The 16,233-nt window shown below is 68.6% G+C and carries 15 protein-coding genes; 12 read left to right on the top strand and 3 right to left on the bottom strand.

The annotated features are described in order from the left end of the window. Positions 1-3: 3 nt before the first annotated feature. The 9 genes from AC5YDA_RS12555 to AC5YDA_RS12515 are packed head-to-tail and all read left to right on the top strand — an operon-like array spanning position 4 to position 9,628. Positions 4-861 carry an IclR family transcriptional regulator gene (locus AC5YDA_RS12555; RefSeq protein ID WP_496189531.1) on the top strand — a complete coding sequence of 286 codons (858 nt, stop codon included), beginning with the start codon at positions 4-6 and terminating at the stop codon, positions 859-861. A gap of 2 nt (positions 862-863) precedes the next feature. After that, positions 864-2,138 (top strand): cytochrome P450, encoded by a 1,275-nt coding sequence (locus tag AC5YDA_RS12550; RefSeq protein ID WP_496189530.1) that lies wholly within the window; start codon positions 864-866, stop codon positions 2,136-2,138. 5 nt (positions 2,139-2,143) lie between these two features. Next, positions 2,144-3,256 (top strand): PEP/pyruvate-binding domain-containing protein, encoded by a 1,113-nt coding sequence (locus tag AC5YDA_RS12545; RefSeq protein ID WP_496189529.1) that lies wholly within the window; start codon positions 2,144-2,146, stop codon positions 3,254-3,256. A gap of 42 nt (positions 3,257-3,298) precedes the next feature. After that, positions 3,299-5,161 carry a PEP-utilizing enzyme gene (locus AC5YDA_RS12540; protein WP_496189528.1) on the top strand — a complete coding sequence of 621 codons (1,863 nt, stop codon included), beginning with the start codon at positions 3,299-3,301 and terminating at the stop codon, positions 5,159-5,161. Further along, the gene (locus tag AC5YDA_RS12535) at positions 5,154-5,903 is read left to right on the top strand and encodes an SDR family NAD(P)-dependent oxidoreductase (RefSeq protein WP_496189527.1); all 750 of its coding nucleotides are present in this window, start codon (positions 5,154-5,156) and stop codon (positions 5,901-5,903) included. The genes AC5YDA_RS12540 and AC5YDA_RS12535 overlap by 8 nt, the downstream gene beginning before the upstream one ends. A gap of 10 nt (positions 5,904-5,913) precedes the next feature. Beyond that, positions 5,914-6,234 carry a 2Fe-2S iron-sulfur cluster-binding protein gene (locus AC5YDA_RS12530; protein WP_496189526.1) on the top strand — a complete coding sequence of 107 codons (321 nt, stop codon included), beginning with the start codon at positions 5,914-5,916 and terminating at the stop codon, positions 6,232-6,234. A gap of 1 nt (position 6,235) precedes the next feature. After that, positions 6,236-7,498: an NAD(P)/FAD-dependent oxidoreductase gene (locus AC5YDA_RS12525; RefSeq protein ID WP_496189525.1), complete on the top strand. Its 1,263-nt coding sequence runs from the start codon at positions 6,236-6,238 to the stop codon at positions 7,496-7,498. Position 7,499: 1 nt separating this feature from the next. Then, positions 7,500-8,165: an HD domain-containing protein gene (locus tag AC5YDA_RS12520; RefSeq protein WP_496189524.1), complete on the top strand. Its 666-nt coding sequence runs from the start codon at positions 7,500-7,502 to the stop codon at positions 8,163-8,165. Further along, the gene (locus tag AC5YDA_RS12515; protein WP_496189523.1) at positions 8,162-9,628 is read left to right on the top strand and encodes an aldehyde dehydrogenase family protein; all 1,467 of its coding nucleotides are present in this window, start codon (positions 8,162-8,164) and stop codon (positions 9,626-9,628) included. Before AC5YDA_RS12520 ends, AC5YDA_RS12515 begins: the two co-directional genes overlap by 4 nt. A gap of 66 nt (positions 9,629-9,694) precedes the next feature. On the opposite strand, the gene AC5YDA_RS12510 is transcribed toward AC5YDA_RS12515, so the two are convergent. Continuing rightward, on the bottom strand, positions 9,695-10,405 hold the full coding sequence (locus AC5YDA_RS12510) for a transglycosylase family protein (RefSeq protein ID WP_496189522.1): 711 nt from the start codon (positions 10,403-10,405) through the stop codon (positions 9,695-9,697). Between the two features lie 216 nt (positions 10,406-10,621). On the opposite strand from AC5YDA_RS12510, the gene AC5YDA_RS12505 reads away from it, so the two are divergent. After that, on the top strand, positions 10,622-11,245 hold the full coding sequence (locus AC5YDA_RS12505; protein ID WP_496189521.1) for a DedA family protein: 624 nt from the start codon (positions 10,622-10,624) through the stop codon (positions 11,243-11,245). Positions 11,246-11,358: 113 nt separating this feature from the next. On the opposite strand, the gene AC5YDA_RS12500 is transcribed toward AC5YDA_RS12505, so the two are convergent. Next, complete coding sequence (locus tag AC5YDA_RS12500; protein WP_496189520.1) at positions 11,359-11,967, bottom strand: hypothetical protein; 609 nt, start codon at positions 11,965-11,967, stop codon at positions 11,359-11,361. Then, positions 11,964-13,193: an IS30 family transposase gene (locus AC5YDA_RS12495; RefSeq protein WP_496189519.1), complete on the bottom strand. Its 1,230-nt coding sequence runs from the start codon at positions 13,191-13,193 to the stop codon at positions 11,964-11,966. Before AC5YDA_RS12495 ends, AC5YDA_RS12500 begins: the two co-directional genes overlap by 4 nt. 469 nt (positions 13,194-13,662) lie before the next feature. On the opposite strand from AC5YDA_RS12495, the gene istA reads away from it, so the two are divergent. Beyond that, complete coding sequence (gene istA, locus AC5YDA_RS12490; protein WP_496192733.1) at positions 13,663-15,372, top strand: IS21 family transposase; 1,710 nt, start codon at positions 13,663-13,665, stop codon at positions 15,370-15,372. Then, positions 15,369-16,172: an IS21-like element helper ATPase IstB gene (istB, locus tag AC5YDA_RS12485; protein WP_496189084.1), complete on the top strand. Its 804-nt coding sequence runs from the start codon at positions 15,369-15,371 to the stop codon at positions 16,170-16,172. Before istA ends, istB begins: the two co-directional genes overlap by 4 nt. Positions 16,173-16,233 lie beyond the last annotated feature (61 nt).

Below are 16,233 nucleotides of genomic sequence, written 5' to 3'. Positions count from 1 at the left end.
GCCATGGCGCGCCGTTCAGAGGCTCAGGCGGGCCGGTCGGTCACGTCCAAGGTGCTGGCCATCCTGGAGGTGTTCGGCTCGGGGGCCCCGAGCGTCTCGCTGACCACGATCGCCGAGAAGGCCGACCTGCCGTTGCCCACCGCCCACCGCCTGGTGGGCGAGCTGGTCGAGGGCGGCGCCCTCGTCCGGCATCCGAGCGGGCAGTACGCCATCGGCGTCCGGCTCTGGGAGATCGCCCAGAACAGTTCCCGTCCGCTGCGTGAGGCGGCACGTCCGCACCTGCAGGACCTCTTCTCCCTGACGGGTGAGACGGTGCACCTCGCGCTGCACGACGGGCGCCAAGTGCTCTACATCGACCGGATCTACGGCTCGCGCCGGGTTCCGCGCGCGTCCCGGGTCGGCGGGAGGCTCCCGCTCCACGCGACGGCGGTGGGGAAGGTCATCCTCGCGTACCAGGAGGAGTGGTTCCAGCAGGCGTACGTCAATGGTCCCTTGGAGGCGCCCACGCAGCACACGCGGATCCGTCCCCGGGCCCTGCTCGCGGAGATGGCGGAGGTGCGGAAGCAGGGGTACGCCCGCACCAACCAGGAGGTCCGGGTGGGCGCCGCCTCGCTGGCCGTGCCGGTCTTCTCCGAGGACGGCCGCGTCCGGGTGTCGATCGGGATGGTCGTCCAGTCGACCCAGGCAGATCTCCTGATGCGTCACCTGCCGACGATGCTGGGCGTGGCCGGGCGCCTGGTGGCCGTCGCCCGGTTGGCCGAGGAGCTCACCGAATCACCCGCTTCCATTCAATGGAAGACAACCGTTGCTGCCGTGGCGAAGAGGAGACAGGCTGAGGCAAACCTCGACACGAAGGAGTGACCGTGGGCCAGAACCTCGACACCCAGAACGCACCCGCAGGTGCATGCCCGGTGGATCACCACGGGTACGAGCCGTTCGACATGAAGGATCCCTTCCCGTCCTACGCACGGTTGCGCCACGAGGAGCCGGTCATGTTCGACGAGCGGACCAACCTCTACGTCGTCAGCCGGTACGACGACGTGAAGGCCGTCTTCACCGACTGGGAGACCTTCTCCAGCGAGAACGCGCAGAAGCCGGTCCGCGACCGCGGCGAGGCCGCGAAGAAGATCATGGCCGAGGGCGGCTTCACCGCCTACTCCGGCCTGTCGGCGCGCGTCCCACCGGACCACACCCGCCTGCGCAAGGTCGTGCAGCGCGCCTTCACCCCGCGTCGCTACAAGGCCATGGAGCCGATGATCCGCGAGAACGTCGTGGGGATGATCGAGACGATGCTGGCCAAGCCGGAGCGCACGGCCGACGTCTACCGCGACATCGCGTACGACCTGCCCACCATCACCATCCTGAGCCTCTACGGGGAGCCGACGGACCAGGCTCGCATCGACCAGCTGAAGTCGTGGTCCGAGGCTCGCGCCGCCATGACGTGGGGCAACCTGACCGACTCCGAGCAGATCCCCTACGCGCACAAGTTGGTGGACTACTGGAACGACTGCCAGGCGCTGGTGGCCAACGCGCACGCCCACCCCGACGGCGACGGCCTGGTCTACGACCTGGTCCGCGCTCAGGCCGAGGGTGACCCCATCACCGACCACGAGATCGCATCGGTCTGCTACAGCCTGCTGTTCGCCGGACACGAGACCACCACCACCCTGATCACCAACACCATCCGGGTGCTGTTGTCGCACCGAGAGGCCTGGGAGGCCGTCGTGGCGGACCCGAGCAAGATCCCGGGTGCGATCGACGAGGTCCTGCGCTACTCCGGCTCGATCGTCGCGTGGCGCCGCAAGGCCCTGAAGGACGCCGAGGTGGGCGGCGTCGCCATCCCCGAGGGCTCCGAGCTGCTGCTGGTCATGGGCTCGGCCAACCGGGACGAGGGCCACTTCACCGATCCCGAGGCCTTCGACATCGAGCGCCCCAACGCCCGCGAGCACCTGTCCTTCGGCTACGGCATCCACGTCTGCCTCGGCAACCAGCTCGCCAAGCTGCAGGCCAAGATCGCGACGGAGGAGATCACCCGCTTGGTCCCCACCCTGCGCCTCGCCGAGGGGGCCGACATCGACTTCCTGGAGAACCTCTCGTTCCGCGTCCCCACGTCCATGCCCGTCACTTGGGAGTCCTGAGACCCATGACCATCGACACCACCTACACCTGGCCGTTCGACGCCGGCATCGAGCCCGACCATGCCCAGCTCGGCGGCAAGTGCGGCTCGCTGGTCTCCATGACCACCGCCGGCATGCCCGTCCCTCCCGGCTTCGCCGTGACCACCGCCTCGTACGAGAAGTTCATCGAGGACGCCGGCATCGCGGAGGCCATCGCGGAGGAGCTCAAGGGGGTGGATCCCGAGGACATCAAGACCGTCGACGAGATCTCCGCCCGCATCCGGGACGGGATCATGAAGTACGAGATGCCCCAGGAGATCCGCGAGGCCACCTACGCCGCGTACGAGGCGCTGATGGCGCAGTGCGGGGGCGAGGTGCCGGTCGCGGTCCGCTCGTCGGCCACGGCCGAGGACCTCCCCGACGCCAGCTTCGCCGGCCAGCAGGACACGTACCTCTGGCTGACGGGGGTGAAGAACGTCACCCACCACGTCCGCAAGTGCTGGGCGTCGCTCTACACGTCGCGCGCCATCATCTACCGCCTGAAGAACAACATCTCCGATGAGGGCCTCGGGATGGCGGTGGCCATCCAGAAGATGGTGAACGCGGGCCGGTCCGGCGTCGCCATCACGATGGACCCGACCAACGGTGACCGGTCGAAGATCACCATCGATGCCTCCTACGGCGTCGGTGAGATGGTGGTCTCGGGCCAGGTCACCCCGGACAACATCATGCTCGACAAGGTCACCCTGGCCACCGTCTACGAGCACATCGGCGACAAGCACGCCGAACTCGTCCCCGACCCGGAGACCAAGAGCCTGGTCGAGCGCGAGGTCGAGCCGGAGCGCAGCAGCGTCCGCTGCATCACCGACGACGAGCTCCGGGCCATCGCGCTCATGGCCAAGCGGTGCGAGAAGCACTACAAGTCGCCGCAGGACATCGAGTGGGCACTGGACAACGACCTGCCCGAGGGCCAGAACCTCCTCCTCCTGCAGTCCCGTCCCGAGACCATCCACTCCAACAAGCCGAAGCCGGAGAACGCTCCGGCAGCGCCGGCCCCGAAGTACTCCATGAGCAGCATCACCGCTTCGATGCTGGGCACCAAGAAGACCCCGGCCGAGCCCCGCTGGCCCGTGGCCTGACGTCAACGGCCCCCTCCACCACTCCTGAAAGGACCTCCCGACATGGCAACCAAGAAGTCATTCCCGAAGCCTTCCGACCTCGAGACGCCGCCCGGCGCCGAAGGCTGGGAGAAGATCTACCCGTACTACCTGGTCTTCCAGGACGAGATGAAGGCGGAGGAGGACGACAAGTTCTGGTTCTGTGACAGCCAGCACTGGCCGACCGTCTTCAAGCCCTTCGAGACCATCGGCGGCGAGTTCGCCGTGAAGTGCCTGGGCCAGGTCAACTCCCGTCACCTCATGATCCCCAACGCCAACGGCATCGAGTTCCGCATCCACCTCGGCTACCTGTACATGTCGCCGGTGTCGGTGGATCCCGACAAGATCGCCGAGCGTGTTCCCGACTTCGAGGAGCGCGTGGGCTACTACTTCCAGAACTGGGAGCGCCTGCTGGCGGCCTGGCACGTCAAGGTCAAGGCCACGATCGACGAGATGGAGGCCATCGAGTTCAAGCCGCTGCCGACGAAGGTCCCGATCGAGGACATCTACACCGGCAAGGGCCTGGACGGCTCCGAGGTCATCATGAGCAACTTCGAGAAGCTCATCGCGCTGGCCTACCAGAACTGGCAGTACCACTTCGAGTTCCTCAACCTCGGCTACATCGCCTACCTGGACTTCTTCAACTTCTGCAAGGAGGTGTTCCCCAACATCCCCGACCAGTCGATCGCGACGATGGTCCAGGGCGTCGACATGGAGCTCTTCCGCCCGGACGACGAGTTGAAGAAGCTCGCACTGCTGGCCCAGAAGCTCGAGCTGCACGAACACTTCGAGGACGTCTCGGACGCCCAGGCCACCCTGCGCGCCATCGCGCACTCGGCCGCCGGCCCGGTCTGGATGACCATGTGGGAGAAGGCCCAGGACCCGTGGTTCAACTTCACCGTCGGCAACGGCTTCTACGGGCACGACAAGTACTGGAACGCCCACCCCGAGATCCCGCTGGACTACATCAAGGACTACCTGCGCCGACTCGAGGAGGGCCAGGACATCATGCGTCCGATCGAGGAGCTCATCCGCGAGAAGGACCGCATCGTCGAGGAGTACCGCGACCTCCTGGATGACGACGCCCGCGACGCCTTCGATGCCAAGCGCCAGCTCGCAGCCACCGCGTACCCGTACGTCGAGAACCACAACTTCTACATCGAGCACTGGACCATGGGCATCTTCTGGCGCAAGGTCCGCGAGCTGTCGAAGCTGTTCGTCGAGGCGAACTTCTGGGACGAGGACGACGACATCCTGTACCTCACCCGCACCGAGGTCCGCGAGGCCCTGTTCGACTACATCACCTGGTGGGGCGTCGGCGCCCCGCGCGCGCTGGGTGAGGTGCACTGGCGACCGATCATCGAGGAGCGCACCAAGATCGTGGACGCGCTCAAGACGCGTCGTCCGCAGCCCGCGCTGAACACGCCCCCGGAGTCGATCACCGAGCCGTTCACCCGCATGCTCTGGGGCATCACCACCGAGCAGGTCGAGCAGTGGCTCTCCGACGACGAGGAGGGCTCGGGTCTGAAGGGCATGGCGGCCTCCCCGGGCATCGCCGAGGGGCCGGCCCGCGTCATCATGACCTCCGACGAGCTGGCCGACGTCAAGCCCGGCGAGATCCTGGTGGCCCCGGTCACGGCGCCTTCCTGGGGTCCGATCTTCGGCAAGATCGCCGCGGCCGTCACCGACATCGGCGGCATGATGAGCCACGCCGCGATCGTCTGCCGCGAGTACGCGCTGCCGGCCGTCACCGGCACCGGCTCGGCGTCCACCACCATCCGGACCGGCCAGATGCTCCGGGTCGACGGTGGCAAGGGCACCGTCGAGATCCTGGACGACCTGCCGCGCTTCGAGGTTCACCACGACGAGGAGCCCGCCGGTGTCTGATCAGCGCACCGTGCTGGTCACGGGGGCCGCGGGAGGGCTGGGTCGGGCGTTCGCGCTCGGCTTCGCCGCCCGCGGCCACCGGGTGGCGGTCGCCGACGTCAACGAGGCCGGCGTCGCCGAGACGGCCCGCCTCGTCGAGGAGCACGGCGTCCCGGCCTGGCATGGCCGCGTGGACGTCACCTCGACCGAGTCGACCGAGGCGCTGGCTGCCCGGGTCGCGGAGTTCGGCGGCGGACGGATCGACGTCCTGATCAACAACGCCGCGATCTACGCCACCCTGAACCGGACTCCGATGGAGGAGATCGATCCCGCCGAGTGGGACGCCGTCATGGCGGTCAACCTCAAGGGCCCGTGGCTCATGGCCCGCGCCTGCAGCCCCTACCTCGTCGACGGCTCCAGCATCGTCAACCTCGCCTCCGCGACCGTGTACAGCGGGTCGGAGAAGTGGGCCCACTACGTCGCATCCAAGGCAGGCGTCATCGGCCTCAGCCGCGTCCTGGCGAAGGAGCTCGGACGCCGCGGCGTCCGCGTCAACACCATCGCTCCCGGCTTCACCCTCACCGAGGCCAGCTACGGGATCATGGGCGAGGCCGCTGCCTCCTACGGCGTGGACCGCGGTTCCCTCAAGCGGGCCAGTGAACCCGAGGACATCGTCGGCGCGGCCCTGTTCCTGGCCGGCCCCGACAGCACCTTCATCACCGGACAGACCATCGTCGTCGACGGTGGCCGCCAGTTCATCTAGGAGAACACTCATGTCAACCGTGACCTACACCGATGCCGAGGGCACCAGCCGCACGATCGAGGCCAACGTGGGCGACTCCGTGATGGAGACCGCCGTGCGCAACGGCGTCCCCGGCATCGTGGCCGAGTGCGGCGGTTCCCTCTCGTGCGCCACCTGCCACGTCTTCGTGGACGAGGCCGAGTTCGCCTCCCTTCCTCCCGTGGAGGAGATGGAGGACGAGATGCTCTACGGCACCTCCGTGGATCGCCGGGAGAACTCGCGCCTGTCCTGCCAGATCAAGGTCACCGAGGGCATGGACCTGCACGTGACCACCCCCGAGACGCAGGTCTGACATGGCCGACGAGCACGGGCTCCTGATCATCGGCGCGTCACAGGCGGGCGTGCAGCTCGCCGTTTCGCTGCGCGCGTTGGGACATGAGGGTGCCATCACCCTGCTGGGGGAGGAGAACCACCGTCCGTACCAGCGTCCCGCCCTGTCGAAGGACTACCTGCAGGGCAAGGTGGGCAAGGAGACGCTCATCTTCCGCAGCCAGGAGTACTGGGACGAGCACAACATCACCGTCGTGCCCAACGAGCGGATCCTGCGGGTGGAGAAGGGCGAGGACGGCTCCGGCGTCGCCCACTCGATGTCGGGTCGGTCGTTCCCCTTCGATCGGCTCGCGCTCGCCGTCGGGGCCCGTGCCCGCCGCCTCCTCGTGGAGGGGGCCGACCTACCCGGCGTCCTCTACCTGCGCAACGCCGACGATGCCCTCGAGTTGCGGGCCCGGGTCCCGGACGTCCAGAGGGTGGTGGTCCTCGGAGGCGGGTTCATCGGCCTCGAGGCCGCGCTGAGCCTGCAGTCGATGGGCAAGGACGTCACCGTCCTGGAGGCCGGCCCGCGCCTGGTCGGCAGGGCGGTGGGGGAGCAGACCTCCCACTACCTTCACCAGCACCACGTGGCGGCGGGCCTCGACGTGCGGTTGGGCTGCAAGCTCACCCGCATCGTCGGCCACGGCGACCGGGTGAGCGCGGTCGAACTGGACGACGGCTCCACGCTCGAGGCCGACCTCGTGCTCGTCGGCATCGGCGTCATCCCGAACACGGAGCTGGCGGAGCGGATCGGCCTGGAGTGCGACAACGGCATCCGCGTCGACCAGCACTCGGTGGCCTCGGACGGGCACACCATCGCCCTGGGCGACGTGGCCAACCTGCCCAACCCCGTCCCGGGCGCACCCGCGGGGGACCGCATCCGGTTCGAGAGCGTGAACAACGCCGTCGAGCAGGCCAAGGTGGCGGCGTACTCCGTGACCGGACGGTCCGAGGAGTACGAGCTCATCCCCTGGTTCTGGTCGAACCAGGGTGACCTCAAGCTGCAGATCGCCGGCCTGTCCAACGGTGCGGACGCCACCGTCGTCCGTGAGGACCCGGCCAAGGGACGCCACAGCGTCCTGTACTACCGGCAGGGGCGGCTCATCGCCGCGGACTGCATCAACGCCCCGCTCGACTTCATGGCCGTGAAGTCGGCACTCACCCAGCGGGCGACCATCCCCGCCGACGCTGCCGCGGACGCCTCCGTGGCACTCAAGACCCTGATCACGTCCGTCGAGGAGGACTGACATGCGCACGCCGCTGCCGCCCACACCCGTCCAGGCGACGGGCCCCATCGACACCAGCCCGATCGTCGTGGACACGATCCCGGACGACCTCGACCCCATCTGGAGAGCGGTCAACCACTTGGTGAGGGCTCGCAACAACGACATCCACCTGCCCATCTCCATGGCCTTCGCCGACCGGCTCTGTGCAGCCCACCCCGAGGCGGACTCGCTCGTCGTCCGGGTCTCCGTGCTGCTGCACGACATCGGCTGGGCGCTTGTCGACGAGGACCGGATCCTGTCCGAGGGCTTCAGCGGTGACTGGCGCAAGGCCGAGATCCGCTTCGAACACGAGCGCCAGGGCTGCAACGTGGCCCGAGAGGTCCTGCCCGGCCTCGGATACCCCGAGGAGTTCGTCGAGGACGTGTGCGCCATCATCGACGGCCACGACACCCGTCCGGAGGCCCTGTCCCTGGAGGACGCGCTCATGCGGGACGCCGACCGCTTGTGGCGCTTCGACCATGCCGGCATCGCGCTGGCGCACTCCTGGTTCAAGCTGACGCCGTCGGCGTACATGGATCGTCTGGGCAGCGAGATCATCCCCGAGCTGCTCACCGAGGCCGGCATCGCCATGGGTACCGGCCACCTGGAGCGTTCCCGGCGCCTGTTGCTCGCGGAGGTGCTGGCATGACCACAGCCGGCGCGCATGCGCTGAAGTGGACGCGGGAGAACGACCACTTCATCGACGGCAGCTGGGTCGCCAGCATCGGCACCGAACTGCTCGAGGTGGTCGACCCGGCCACGGAAGAGGTGTGGGGGACCGCACCCAACGGCAGCCGTGAGGACGTCGACGCGGCCGTCGCGGCCGCGCGCCACGCCTTCGACGCGGGGCCCTGGCCGCGGATGCGTCCGGCCGAGCGTGCCGAGATCCTGCGCCGCATGGCCGACGAGGTCGAGATGCGAGCCGAGGGTCTCGCTGCGACCGTGACGCGCGAGAACGGCCAGCCGGTCAGTGAGTCGGCGGGGGGCGCGGCGAACGCGGCGTCCATCCTGCGTTACTTCGCGGGCCTGGCCCCCCTGCTCGAGGCGGACGACGTCCGACCGGCCCCGGCGGGCGGTTTCGAGTCGGTGGTCCGCCGGGACCCGGTGGGGGTCTGCGGCCTCATCGCGCCGTGGAACTTCCCGATCAACCTCGTCGTGATCAAGCTGGCCCCCGCCCTGATGGCCGGCTGCACCGTCGTGATCAAGCCGGCGCAGACCACACCGCTGTCCATCCGCTACATCGTCGAGGCCGCGACCGCCGCGGGTGTGCCCGCCGGCGTCGTGAACCTCGTGAGTGGCGACGGCGTGACGGGTGACGCCCTCGTCCGGCACCCGGACGTCGACAAGATCGCCTTCACCGGCTCCACACCGGTCGGTCGCCGGATCGCCGCGGCCTGCGGTGAACTCCTGCGTCCGGTCACGCTCGAGCTCGGGGGCAAGTCGTCCGCGATCGTCCTGCCGGACGCCGACCTGGACGCGATGAGCTCGGTGCTGGTCCGCTCGTGCCTGCGCAACAGCGGGCAGACCTGCTACATCTCCACCCGCATCCTGGCTCCGGCCGAGCGCTACGACGAGGTCGTGGACATGGTCGTGCGGACGATCGAGGCCAGTCCGCTGGGGGACCCGAACGATCAGGCCACGGTGTTCGGCCCGGTCGCCTCGGCGGCGCAGTTCGACATCGTGAACGGCTTCATCGCGTCGGCACGGGAGGAGGGCGCGACGGTCGCCAGCGGCGGCGGAACGCGCTCGCCCGGGTTCTTCATCGAGCCGACCGTGCTCGCCGACGTCACCCCCGAGATGCGCGTGGCGCGCGAGGAGATCTTCGGCCCGGTCATCACGATCCTGAAGTACACCGACGAGGACGAGGCGGTCGAACTGGCCAACAACACCCCGTTCGGCCTGGGCGGGATCGTCTTCTCGTCTGATCCGGAGCACGCCCAGCGGGTCGCCGAGCGTGTGGACTCGGGTTCGGTGGGCATCAACTTCTTCGCGTCCAACCATGCGGCCCCCTTCGGAGGACGCCACGACTCGGGGATGGGGGTGGAGTACGGCCCCGAGGGCTTGGCGGCCTACCTCACCTACAAGTCGATCCACCGGCGTCCGGTGGGCTGACACGCCAGACGGCAAGGAGGCCCCCACCGGGTGCGGTGGGGGCCTCCTGTGCGCTTGGTGCGTGGGTCAGAGGTTGATGGTCTGGCCCACGAAGATCAGGTTGGGGTCCTTGATCTGGGAGGCGTTCCGCTCCCACAGCGTGCGCCAGCCGCCCTTGACGCCGTGCTCGGCGGCGAGCTCGCTCAGCGTGTCGCCTGCCTTCACCGTGATGAAGCGCTTGCCCGTCGTGGCGACGCTCTTGACGGTCGCGGCGCGCTTCGGCGCGGTGGCCTTCTTCGTCTCGGCCTTCTTGGGCTCGGCCTTCTTGGGCTCGGCCTTCTTGGGCTCGGCCTTCTTGGGCTCGGCCTTCTTCGGTTCGGCCTTCTGGGTCGTCGTCTCCGTGGGAGTCACGGCCTTCGCGGGGGCAGGTGCCGAGTAGCCGGTGGCGCCGCCGTTTGCCTTCGTCAGGCCGGCCATCTGGGAACAGGTCGGCCAGGCGCCGGGGCCTTGGACCGCAAGGGTGCGCTGCGCGACCGTGATCTGCTCGGCCTTGGTGGCCTGGTGTGCATAGGGTGCGTACTGCGCGCCGCCGAAGGCGCGCCACGTCGAGGAGCTGAACTGCAGCCCGCCGTAGTAGCCGTTGCCGGTGTTGATCGACCAGTTGCCGCCGGACTCGCATTGGGCAACGGCGTCCCACACCGAGGCCGCGTGCGCGGGCTGGGCGAAGGCGATGGAGCCGCCCACGGCGACTGCCGTCGACGCGGCGATGGCGAGCATCCGCTTGGGGTTGTGCTTCATGTTCTTCCTTTCACGGGACGTCCGGACGGATGGCCCGGACCGCCGTTCCAGACTAGGCAAAGTCTGAGAAAAAGCAAAGGGAAGGCTGGGAAACTCTCAGGAAAGGTTGGTTGGGGGGTGGGAGCGGTAGGTGATCCCCCGCGCGAGCGCAGGGGGTCTCGCGCGCTCTGGCATGCTGCAGTCATGGATCCCCGCCATCGGATGAGCGCCTGACCCGTGGAGTTCTATGACCTCATTCAGAACGCCATCCTCGACCACGCGGGGGAGTGGTGGACGTACCTCGCCACGGGGCTGCTGACGTGGCTGGACGGGTTCTTCCCGCCCTTGCCGAGCGAGTCGATCGTGATCGCGATGGCGGCGCTGTCGAGCACGCATGGCGGCCCGGTGCAGCTCTGGCTCCTCGCGGTGGTGGCGCTGGGCGGTGCCTGGGCGGGCGACAACACGGCGTACTGGATCGGGCGCAGTATCCCGTTGGAGAAGATCTTCCGGGGTGAGCGGGGGGGACGGATCCTGGCGCGGGCGCACCACGTCATCCACCACAAGGGGCCGGAGGTGCTCCTCTCGGGGCGGTTCATCCCCGGCTATCGCATCGCCATCAACATGGTCGCGGGCTACGTGCGCCTGCCTTACAAGCGCTTCATGATCATCGACGCGTTCGCGACACTCCTGTGGGCCGTCTTCGCCGTCTCCATCGGCCTGGCGGCCGGCTCACTGTTCCAGGAGCAACCGCTGCTCGGCATCATCGTCGGCGTCCTCCTCGGCCTCCTCGTCGGCTACGCCATCGAACGCATCGGCGCGTGGCGTGACTGGCGCAAGTTGCGTCGCACGCTGGAGGAGTGATGCATTTCCGGGTGGAAGAACCCCGAGGATTCTTGGGGATCTTCCACCCGGAAATGTCCCACGGCGTGCCTAGCCCGAGGGCACAACCGGACGCCTCGGGCTGCGAACAGAACTCAGGCAGGCAGGCGAGCGGCCGCGCCGGGCGTGGAGTTCCTCGCTCGCACGCGGACGCCACGCGGTCCGCGGCCGCGATGGGCTGCCAGGACCAACGCGAGCCTGTCCAGGAAGCCAGGGAGGTCCGCGTCGAGCGCTTCGGGAATGACCTGTACCACCACAAGGCCGTGGGTCTGGTACTCAGTGTCCCGTCGCACGGTGACGCCCCACCGGTCCTGCCCGTTCTCGTCCTCCCCCGTGTGGAACTCACGCGAGTGCACCTGGACGACGACGCCGGCATCGGTGAAGTAGCCGTCCGGAGTACCGATGAAACGACCTTCGGCGTCCTCGAGACGGATGTTGGCGTGCATGGCCGGGAGCCGCGGATCGGCTGCGACTGCCCGGATCAGTGTTTCCTCCGGAGGAGACCAAGCGCCCGCGCGGAAGGCGATCATCCCGTCCTGGATGGGACCGGTGTTGGCGTCACCGCAGGCTCCGATCTGTGCGGTGAGCCGGTCGAAGGTGGTGATCCTGCGCTGCAGGACCGTCATCGTCAGCGCCTGCAGCCTCGTGGTGTCGACGACGTTCGAAAACGAGGCCGTTCCGACGCGGTGGTTTCCAGCAGTCATCGCAATGGAGGATGGTGATTCTGGGAGGCTAGCAGGGCGTTGAACAGCTCGGCTGGGGTGCGGTCTTCCAGGATCCGTCGGGGGCGCTGGTTGAGTTCGGCTTCGACGCGGGCGAGGTCGCCGGCGCTGTGCTGGGCCAGGTCGGTGGACTTGGGGAAGTACTGGCGCAGGAGTCCGTTGGTGTTCTCGTTGCTGCCACGCTGCCACGGGCTCGCGGCATCGCAGAAGTAGACCCGGATCCCGGTGTCTCGGGTGAGTTCAAGGTGGCGGGCCATCTCGGTGCCTTGGTCCCAGGTCAGGCTGTTCCGCAGTCCCGCGGGCAACGGCCCCAGGGCCGCGGCCAGTGAGGCGCACAGGGTGAGGGAGTCCTGGCTCGTGAGGTGCAGCAGCTTGACGTAGCGGGTCTGGCGCTCGACTAGGGTGCCGATCGCTGAGCGGTGGTGGGGGCCCACGATCAGGTCACCCTCCCAGTGGCCCGACTCACCCCTGTCGGTGGGGTCGAAGCCGCGCTCGTGGATGCTGATCATCGGCTGGGCGAACCGGCGGCGGGACCGGACCTGACGGCAGTGGGCACGACGCTGGTCCCGGCCGGTCCGCAACGGCGAGGGCGCGGTCATCAAGCCGACACCGGGCCGGTACAAGGCCAGATAGATCGATTCGGTGCTGATCCGCCGTCCGGGATCGTGGGGATGCGCGAGCCGTAACGCGCGGCTGATCTGCTGGGGACTCCACTTCTGGTGGAGCTTGTCCGACACGAACGCGTGCAGCTCGGTGTCTGCTTCCAGCTTCGTGGTCCGCACCCGACGGCGGCGGCTCGCTGCCGCCGCGTGGGCATGGAAGGGCCGGTACTGGCCACTGGGATGCAGGTTGCGGCGCAACTCCCGGCTGATCGTCGAGGGTGAGCGTCCCATCAGCTCGGCGATCGCCGTCGGCCCCAGACCCTGGCTGGCCAGGTCAGCGATCGTGATCCGCTCCGCCTCCGACAGGAACCGTGGCGAGATGACCCGGGTCGACAACGGCTCCAAGGGCGGCACGAACTTCACCGTGCCATCCTTCAACTTCACCTTGCTGCCGTGCTTCCAGTTGTTCCCCGTGCTGCGGCTGACCCCGACCTCACGGCATGCGGCGCGCAACGCCCACCCCTGGGCCAGCAACTCTATGAACCGACGACGCGCCAACGACAATGGCCGCCGGCCCGGCCCCTTCTTGATCCGACGAGTCGACAACAGAACCTCCCTTGGTCAGCTCCATTGCAACCACCACTGGAAACCACCCCGTCGCTATGGCCTCGTTTTCAAGCGTCGTCGACACGTGGGCGCCACCTCGCGACGTCGTGCTGCGTCAACGAGGGCGCGGTCCGCGGGTGCGATCCGAATCCCGCTCTTGAGGAGGCCGCGCGGCATGGAGCGGGTGCGCTCCGACACCATCCCGAGCGCGTTGCGACGTGCTCGGTGTTGCGGGGGTACGAGGAATCGGGGCTGCAGGACGGGATCCAGTCGGGGTTCCAGACCGTGGCAGGTCAGGGCATGACTGTCGCCTGCCATGAGCATGGGACCGGGGTAGCGGGTTTTCTGCCAGGTTCATGGGACCACTTGGATTGCCAGTCATGGGACCACCCGGCGTGTCTTGCCGGTGGGTCCTGGGTCGGCTCGTTGGATCGCCGTGTCGGTGTCGCCGTCATGGAGGTCTACGGGCGTGGGATTCAGGGAGGTCAGTGTGGTTGAGGTCAGGGAAGTACTCCGCGGCTGGCTCGAGGGCGCCGGGCTGCGGACAGTCGCCGAGCGGGCGGGGGTGGACCGCAAGACGGCCCGCCGCTATGTGGCCGCCGCGCAGGAGGCCGGTCTGCAGCGGGACGCGGGGTTCACGGCGGTCGATGACGACCTGGTCGCTCAGGTGGTGTCGGCGGTGCGTCCGGCCCGCCCGAACGGGCACGGGACGGCGTGGGAGGCCCTGGAAGCCCGCCAGGAGCAGATCGCGGTGTGGTTGGCCGGTGACGGCAAGGACGCCAAGCCGTTGTCGGTGGTGAAGGTCCACGAACTGTTGGCGCGGCAGGGGTGTGTGGTGCCGTATCGGACGTTGCACCGGTTCGCCGCCGAACGGTGCGGGTTCCGCGTGAAGGACACCACCGTGCGGGTCGCCGACGGCGAGCCCGGCGTCGAGCTGCAGGTCGACTTCGGACACCTGGGCTACCTGACCGGCGAAGACGGTCGCCGGCGGAAGGTCCACGCCCTGATCTTCACCGCCTGCTACTCGCGGCACCTGTTCGTCTGGTTGACGTACTCGCAGACGTTGGTGGCGGTCATCGCCGGCTGTGAAGCGGCGTGGGCGTTCTTCCAGGGTGTGTTCAAGGTGCTGATCCCCGACAACATGAAGGCCATCGTCACCGACCCCGATCCGGTGAACCCGCGCCTGTCCCAAGGCTGGCTCGATTACGCCCAACACGCCGGGTTCGGCACCGACCCGGCCCGCGTCAGATCACCGAAGGACAAACCGAAGGTCGAGCGGGCGGTGCAGTACGTCCGCGGCAACTTCTGGGCCGGTGAGGTGTTCACCAGCCTGGAGGAAGCCCAACAACGCGCCACGGTGTGGTGCGCCGAGCGGGCCGGGATGCGGATCCACGGCACCCTGCAGGCCCGCCCGGCGGAGGTGTTCGACGAGCACGAGGCCGGGGTGCTGTTGCCCGTCCCGCCGGCGTATGACGTGCCCGTGTTCAAGACCGTGAAGGTGCACCGCGACTTCCACGTCGAGGTCGCCCGCGCCCTCTACTCGGTGCCCGGCGCCTACCTCGGCCACCAGCTGGACGTGCGCGCCGACCGGGAACTGGTCAAGCTGTACCACCGGGGCCGGCTGGTCAAGACCCACCCCCGCCAAGCGCCGGGGGGCCGATCCACCGACCGCGACGACCTGCCCGCAGAGAGGTCCGGCTACGCGTTACGGGACCTGACCCGCCTGATCAGCACGTGCGCGGTCCACGGGTCGAGTATCGGGATCTACGCCGAGCGGCTCCTGGACGACCCGCTGCCGTGGACGCGGATGCGCGCGGTGTACCGGCTCCTTGGGCTGGTCCGCCGCTACGGCAACGGGCCGGTCGAAGCCGCCTGCTCCCGCGCCCTGGACCTCGACGTGGTGTCGGTCACCAAGATCGCCTCCATGCTGGAGCGGGCCACCGAGGACACCCTGCCGCTGCTACCGACTGGCACCATCCCCGGCGGCCGGTTCGCCCGCCAACCCGCCGAGTTCGCCACCCGGCCGACGGCCTTCGCCAGTGACCGGACCAGCCCCGCTGCCATCCAGGGGACCACCCCTGCCAGTCACCGGACCCCCACCGCCGGCGGTCCGGTCGCCACGTTGACCCTGGTCCGCGACGACGGACCCGACACCCTCTTCGAGGAGGAGCACCGATGACCACCATGACCAGACCCCCGGCGCCGGTCGACCCGGTCGGCGTCGACCTGACCCGCACCCTGCGCGCCCTGAAGCTGGGCGGCATGGCCGACACCCTGCCCGAACGGCTCCACCTGGCCCGCCAGCAACAGCTGGGCCACGCCGCGTTCCTCGAACTCGTCCTGTCCGACGAGGTCACCCGCCGCGAGGGCCGCTCCGCGACCCTCCGCGCCGCCAAGGCCGGCCTGGACCCCACGATGCGGCTGGACACCTTCGACGACCAACCCGACCTCACCTACGACCGGCACCTGTGGTCCGACCTGACCACCCTGCGGTTCGCCGAAGCCGGCACCGGCGTCCTCATCCTCGGCCCCGTCGGCGTCGGCAAAACCCACCTCGCCACCGCGCTCGGGCACATCGCCATCCGTCGCCGCCTGACCGTCGGCTTCCACCGCGCCGACAAACTGTTCACCCGGTTGCGGGCGGCCCGGCTCGACAACACCCTCGAGGCCGAGCTCCGACGCCTGACCAGCATCGACCTGCTCATCGTGGACGACTTCGCGCTGCGGGCCCTCGACGCCACCCAAACCAACGACTTCTACGAGATCGTCGTCGAACGTCACCGCCGCGCCGCCACGATCTGGGTGTCGAACCGAGAACCCGCCGAATGGCTCGGCCTGACCACCGACGCCCTCCTCGCCCAATCCGCCATCGATCGACTCACCTCAGGCGCGCACACCCTCGTCGTCGAAGGCCCCTCCTACCGCCAACGCGGGCGCGTCACCGTTGACCCCAGAAACGAGGTCCGCCATGCTCGATAACACTTCCAAGTGGTCCCATGCTCGTGGCAACACGGTGGTCCCATCACGCTGGCAAGCGACA

It is taken from the genome of Propioniciclava sp. LT294 (genome assembly GCF_059516005.1).
The sequence above is the reverse complement of the archived record's forward strand: the minus strand, read 5'-3'. Positions and strand labels throughout refer to the sequence as shown.

Coding starts and splice junctions, on each gene's coding strand:
- AC5YDA_RS12510 (WP_496189522.1), bottom strand. CDS start 10,405: ATGAAGCACAACCCCAAGCGGATGCTCGCCATCGCCGCGTCGACGGCA.
- AC5YDA_RS12530 (WP_496189526.1), top strand. CDS start 5,914: ATGTCAACCGTGACCTACACCGATGCCGAGGGCACCAGCCGCACGATC.
- AC5YDA_RS12515 (WP_496189523.1), top strand. CDS start 8,162: ATGACCACAGCCGGCGCGCATGCGCTGAAGTGGACGCGGGAGAACGAC.
- AC5YDA_RS12525 (WP_496189525.1), top strand. CDS start 6,236: ATGGCCGACGAGCACGGGCTCCTGATCATCGGCGCGTCACAGGCGGGC.
- AC5YDA_RS12500 (WP_496189520.1), bottom strand. CDS start 11,967: ATGACTGCTGGAAACCACCGCGTCGGAACGGCCTCGTTTTCGAACGTC.
- AC5YDA_RS12520 (WP_496189524.1), top strand. CDS start 7,500: ATGCGCACGCCGCTGCCGCCCACACCCGTCCAGGCGACGGGCCCCATC.
- AC5YDA_RS12540 (WP_496189528.1), top strand. CDS start 3,299: ATGGCAACCAAGAAGTCATTCCCGAAGCCTTCCGACCTCGAGACGCCG.
- istB (WP_496189084.1), top strand. CDS start 15,369: ATGACCACCATGACCAGACCCCCGGCGCCGGTCGACCCGGTCGGCGTC.
- AC5YDA_RS12545 (WP_496189529.1), top strand. CDS start 2,144: ATGACCATCGACACCACCTACACCTGGCCGTTCGACGCCGGCATCGAG.
- AC5YDA_RS12555 (WP_496189531.1), top strand. CDS start 4: ATGGCGCGCCGTTCAGAGGCTCAGGCGGGCCGGTCGGTCACGTCCAAG.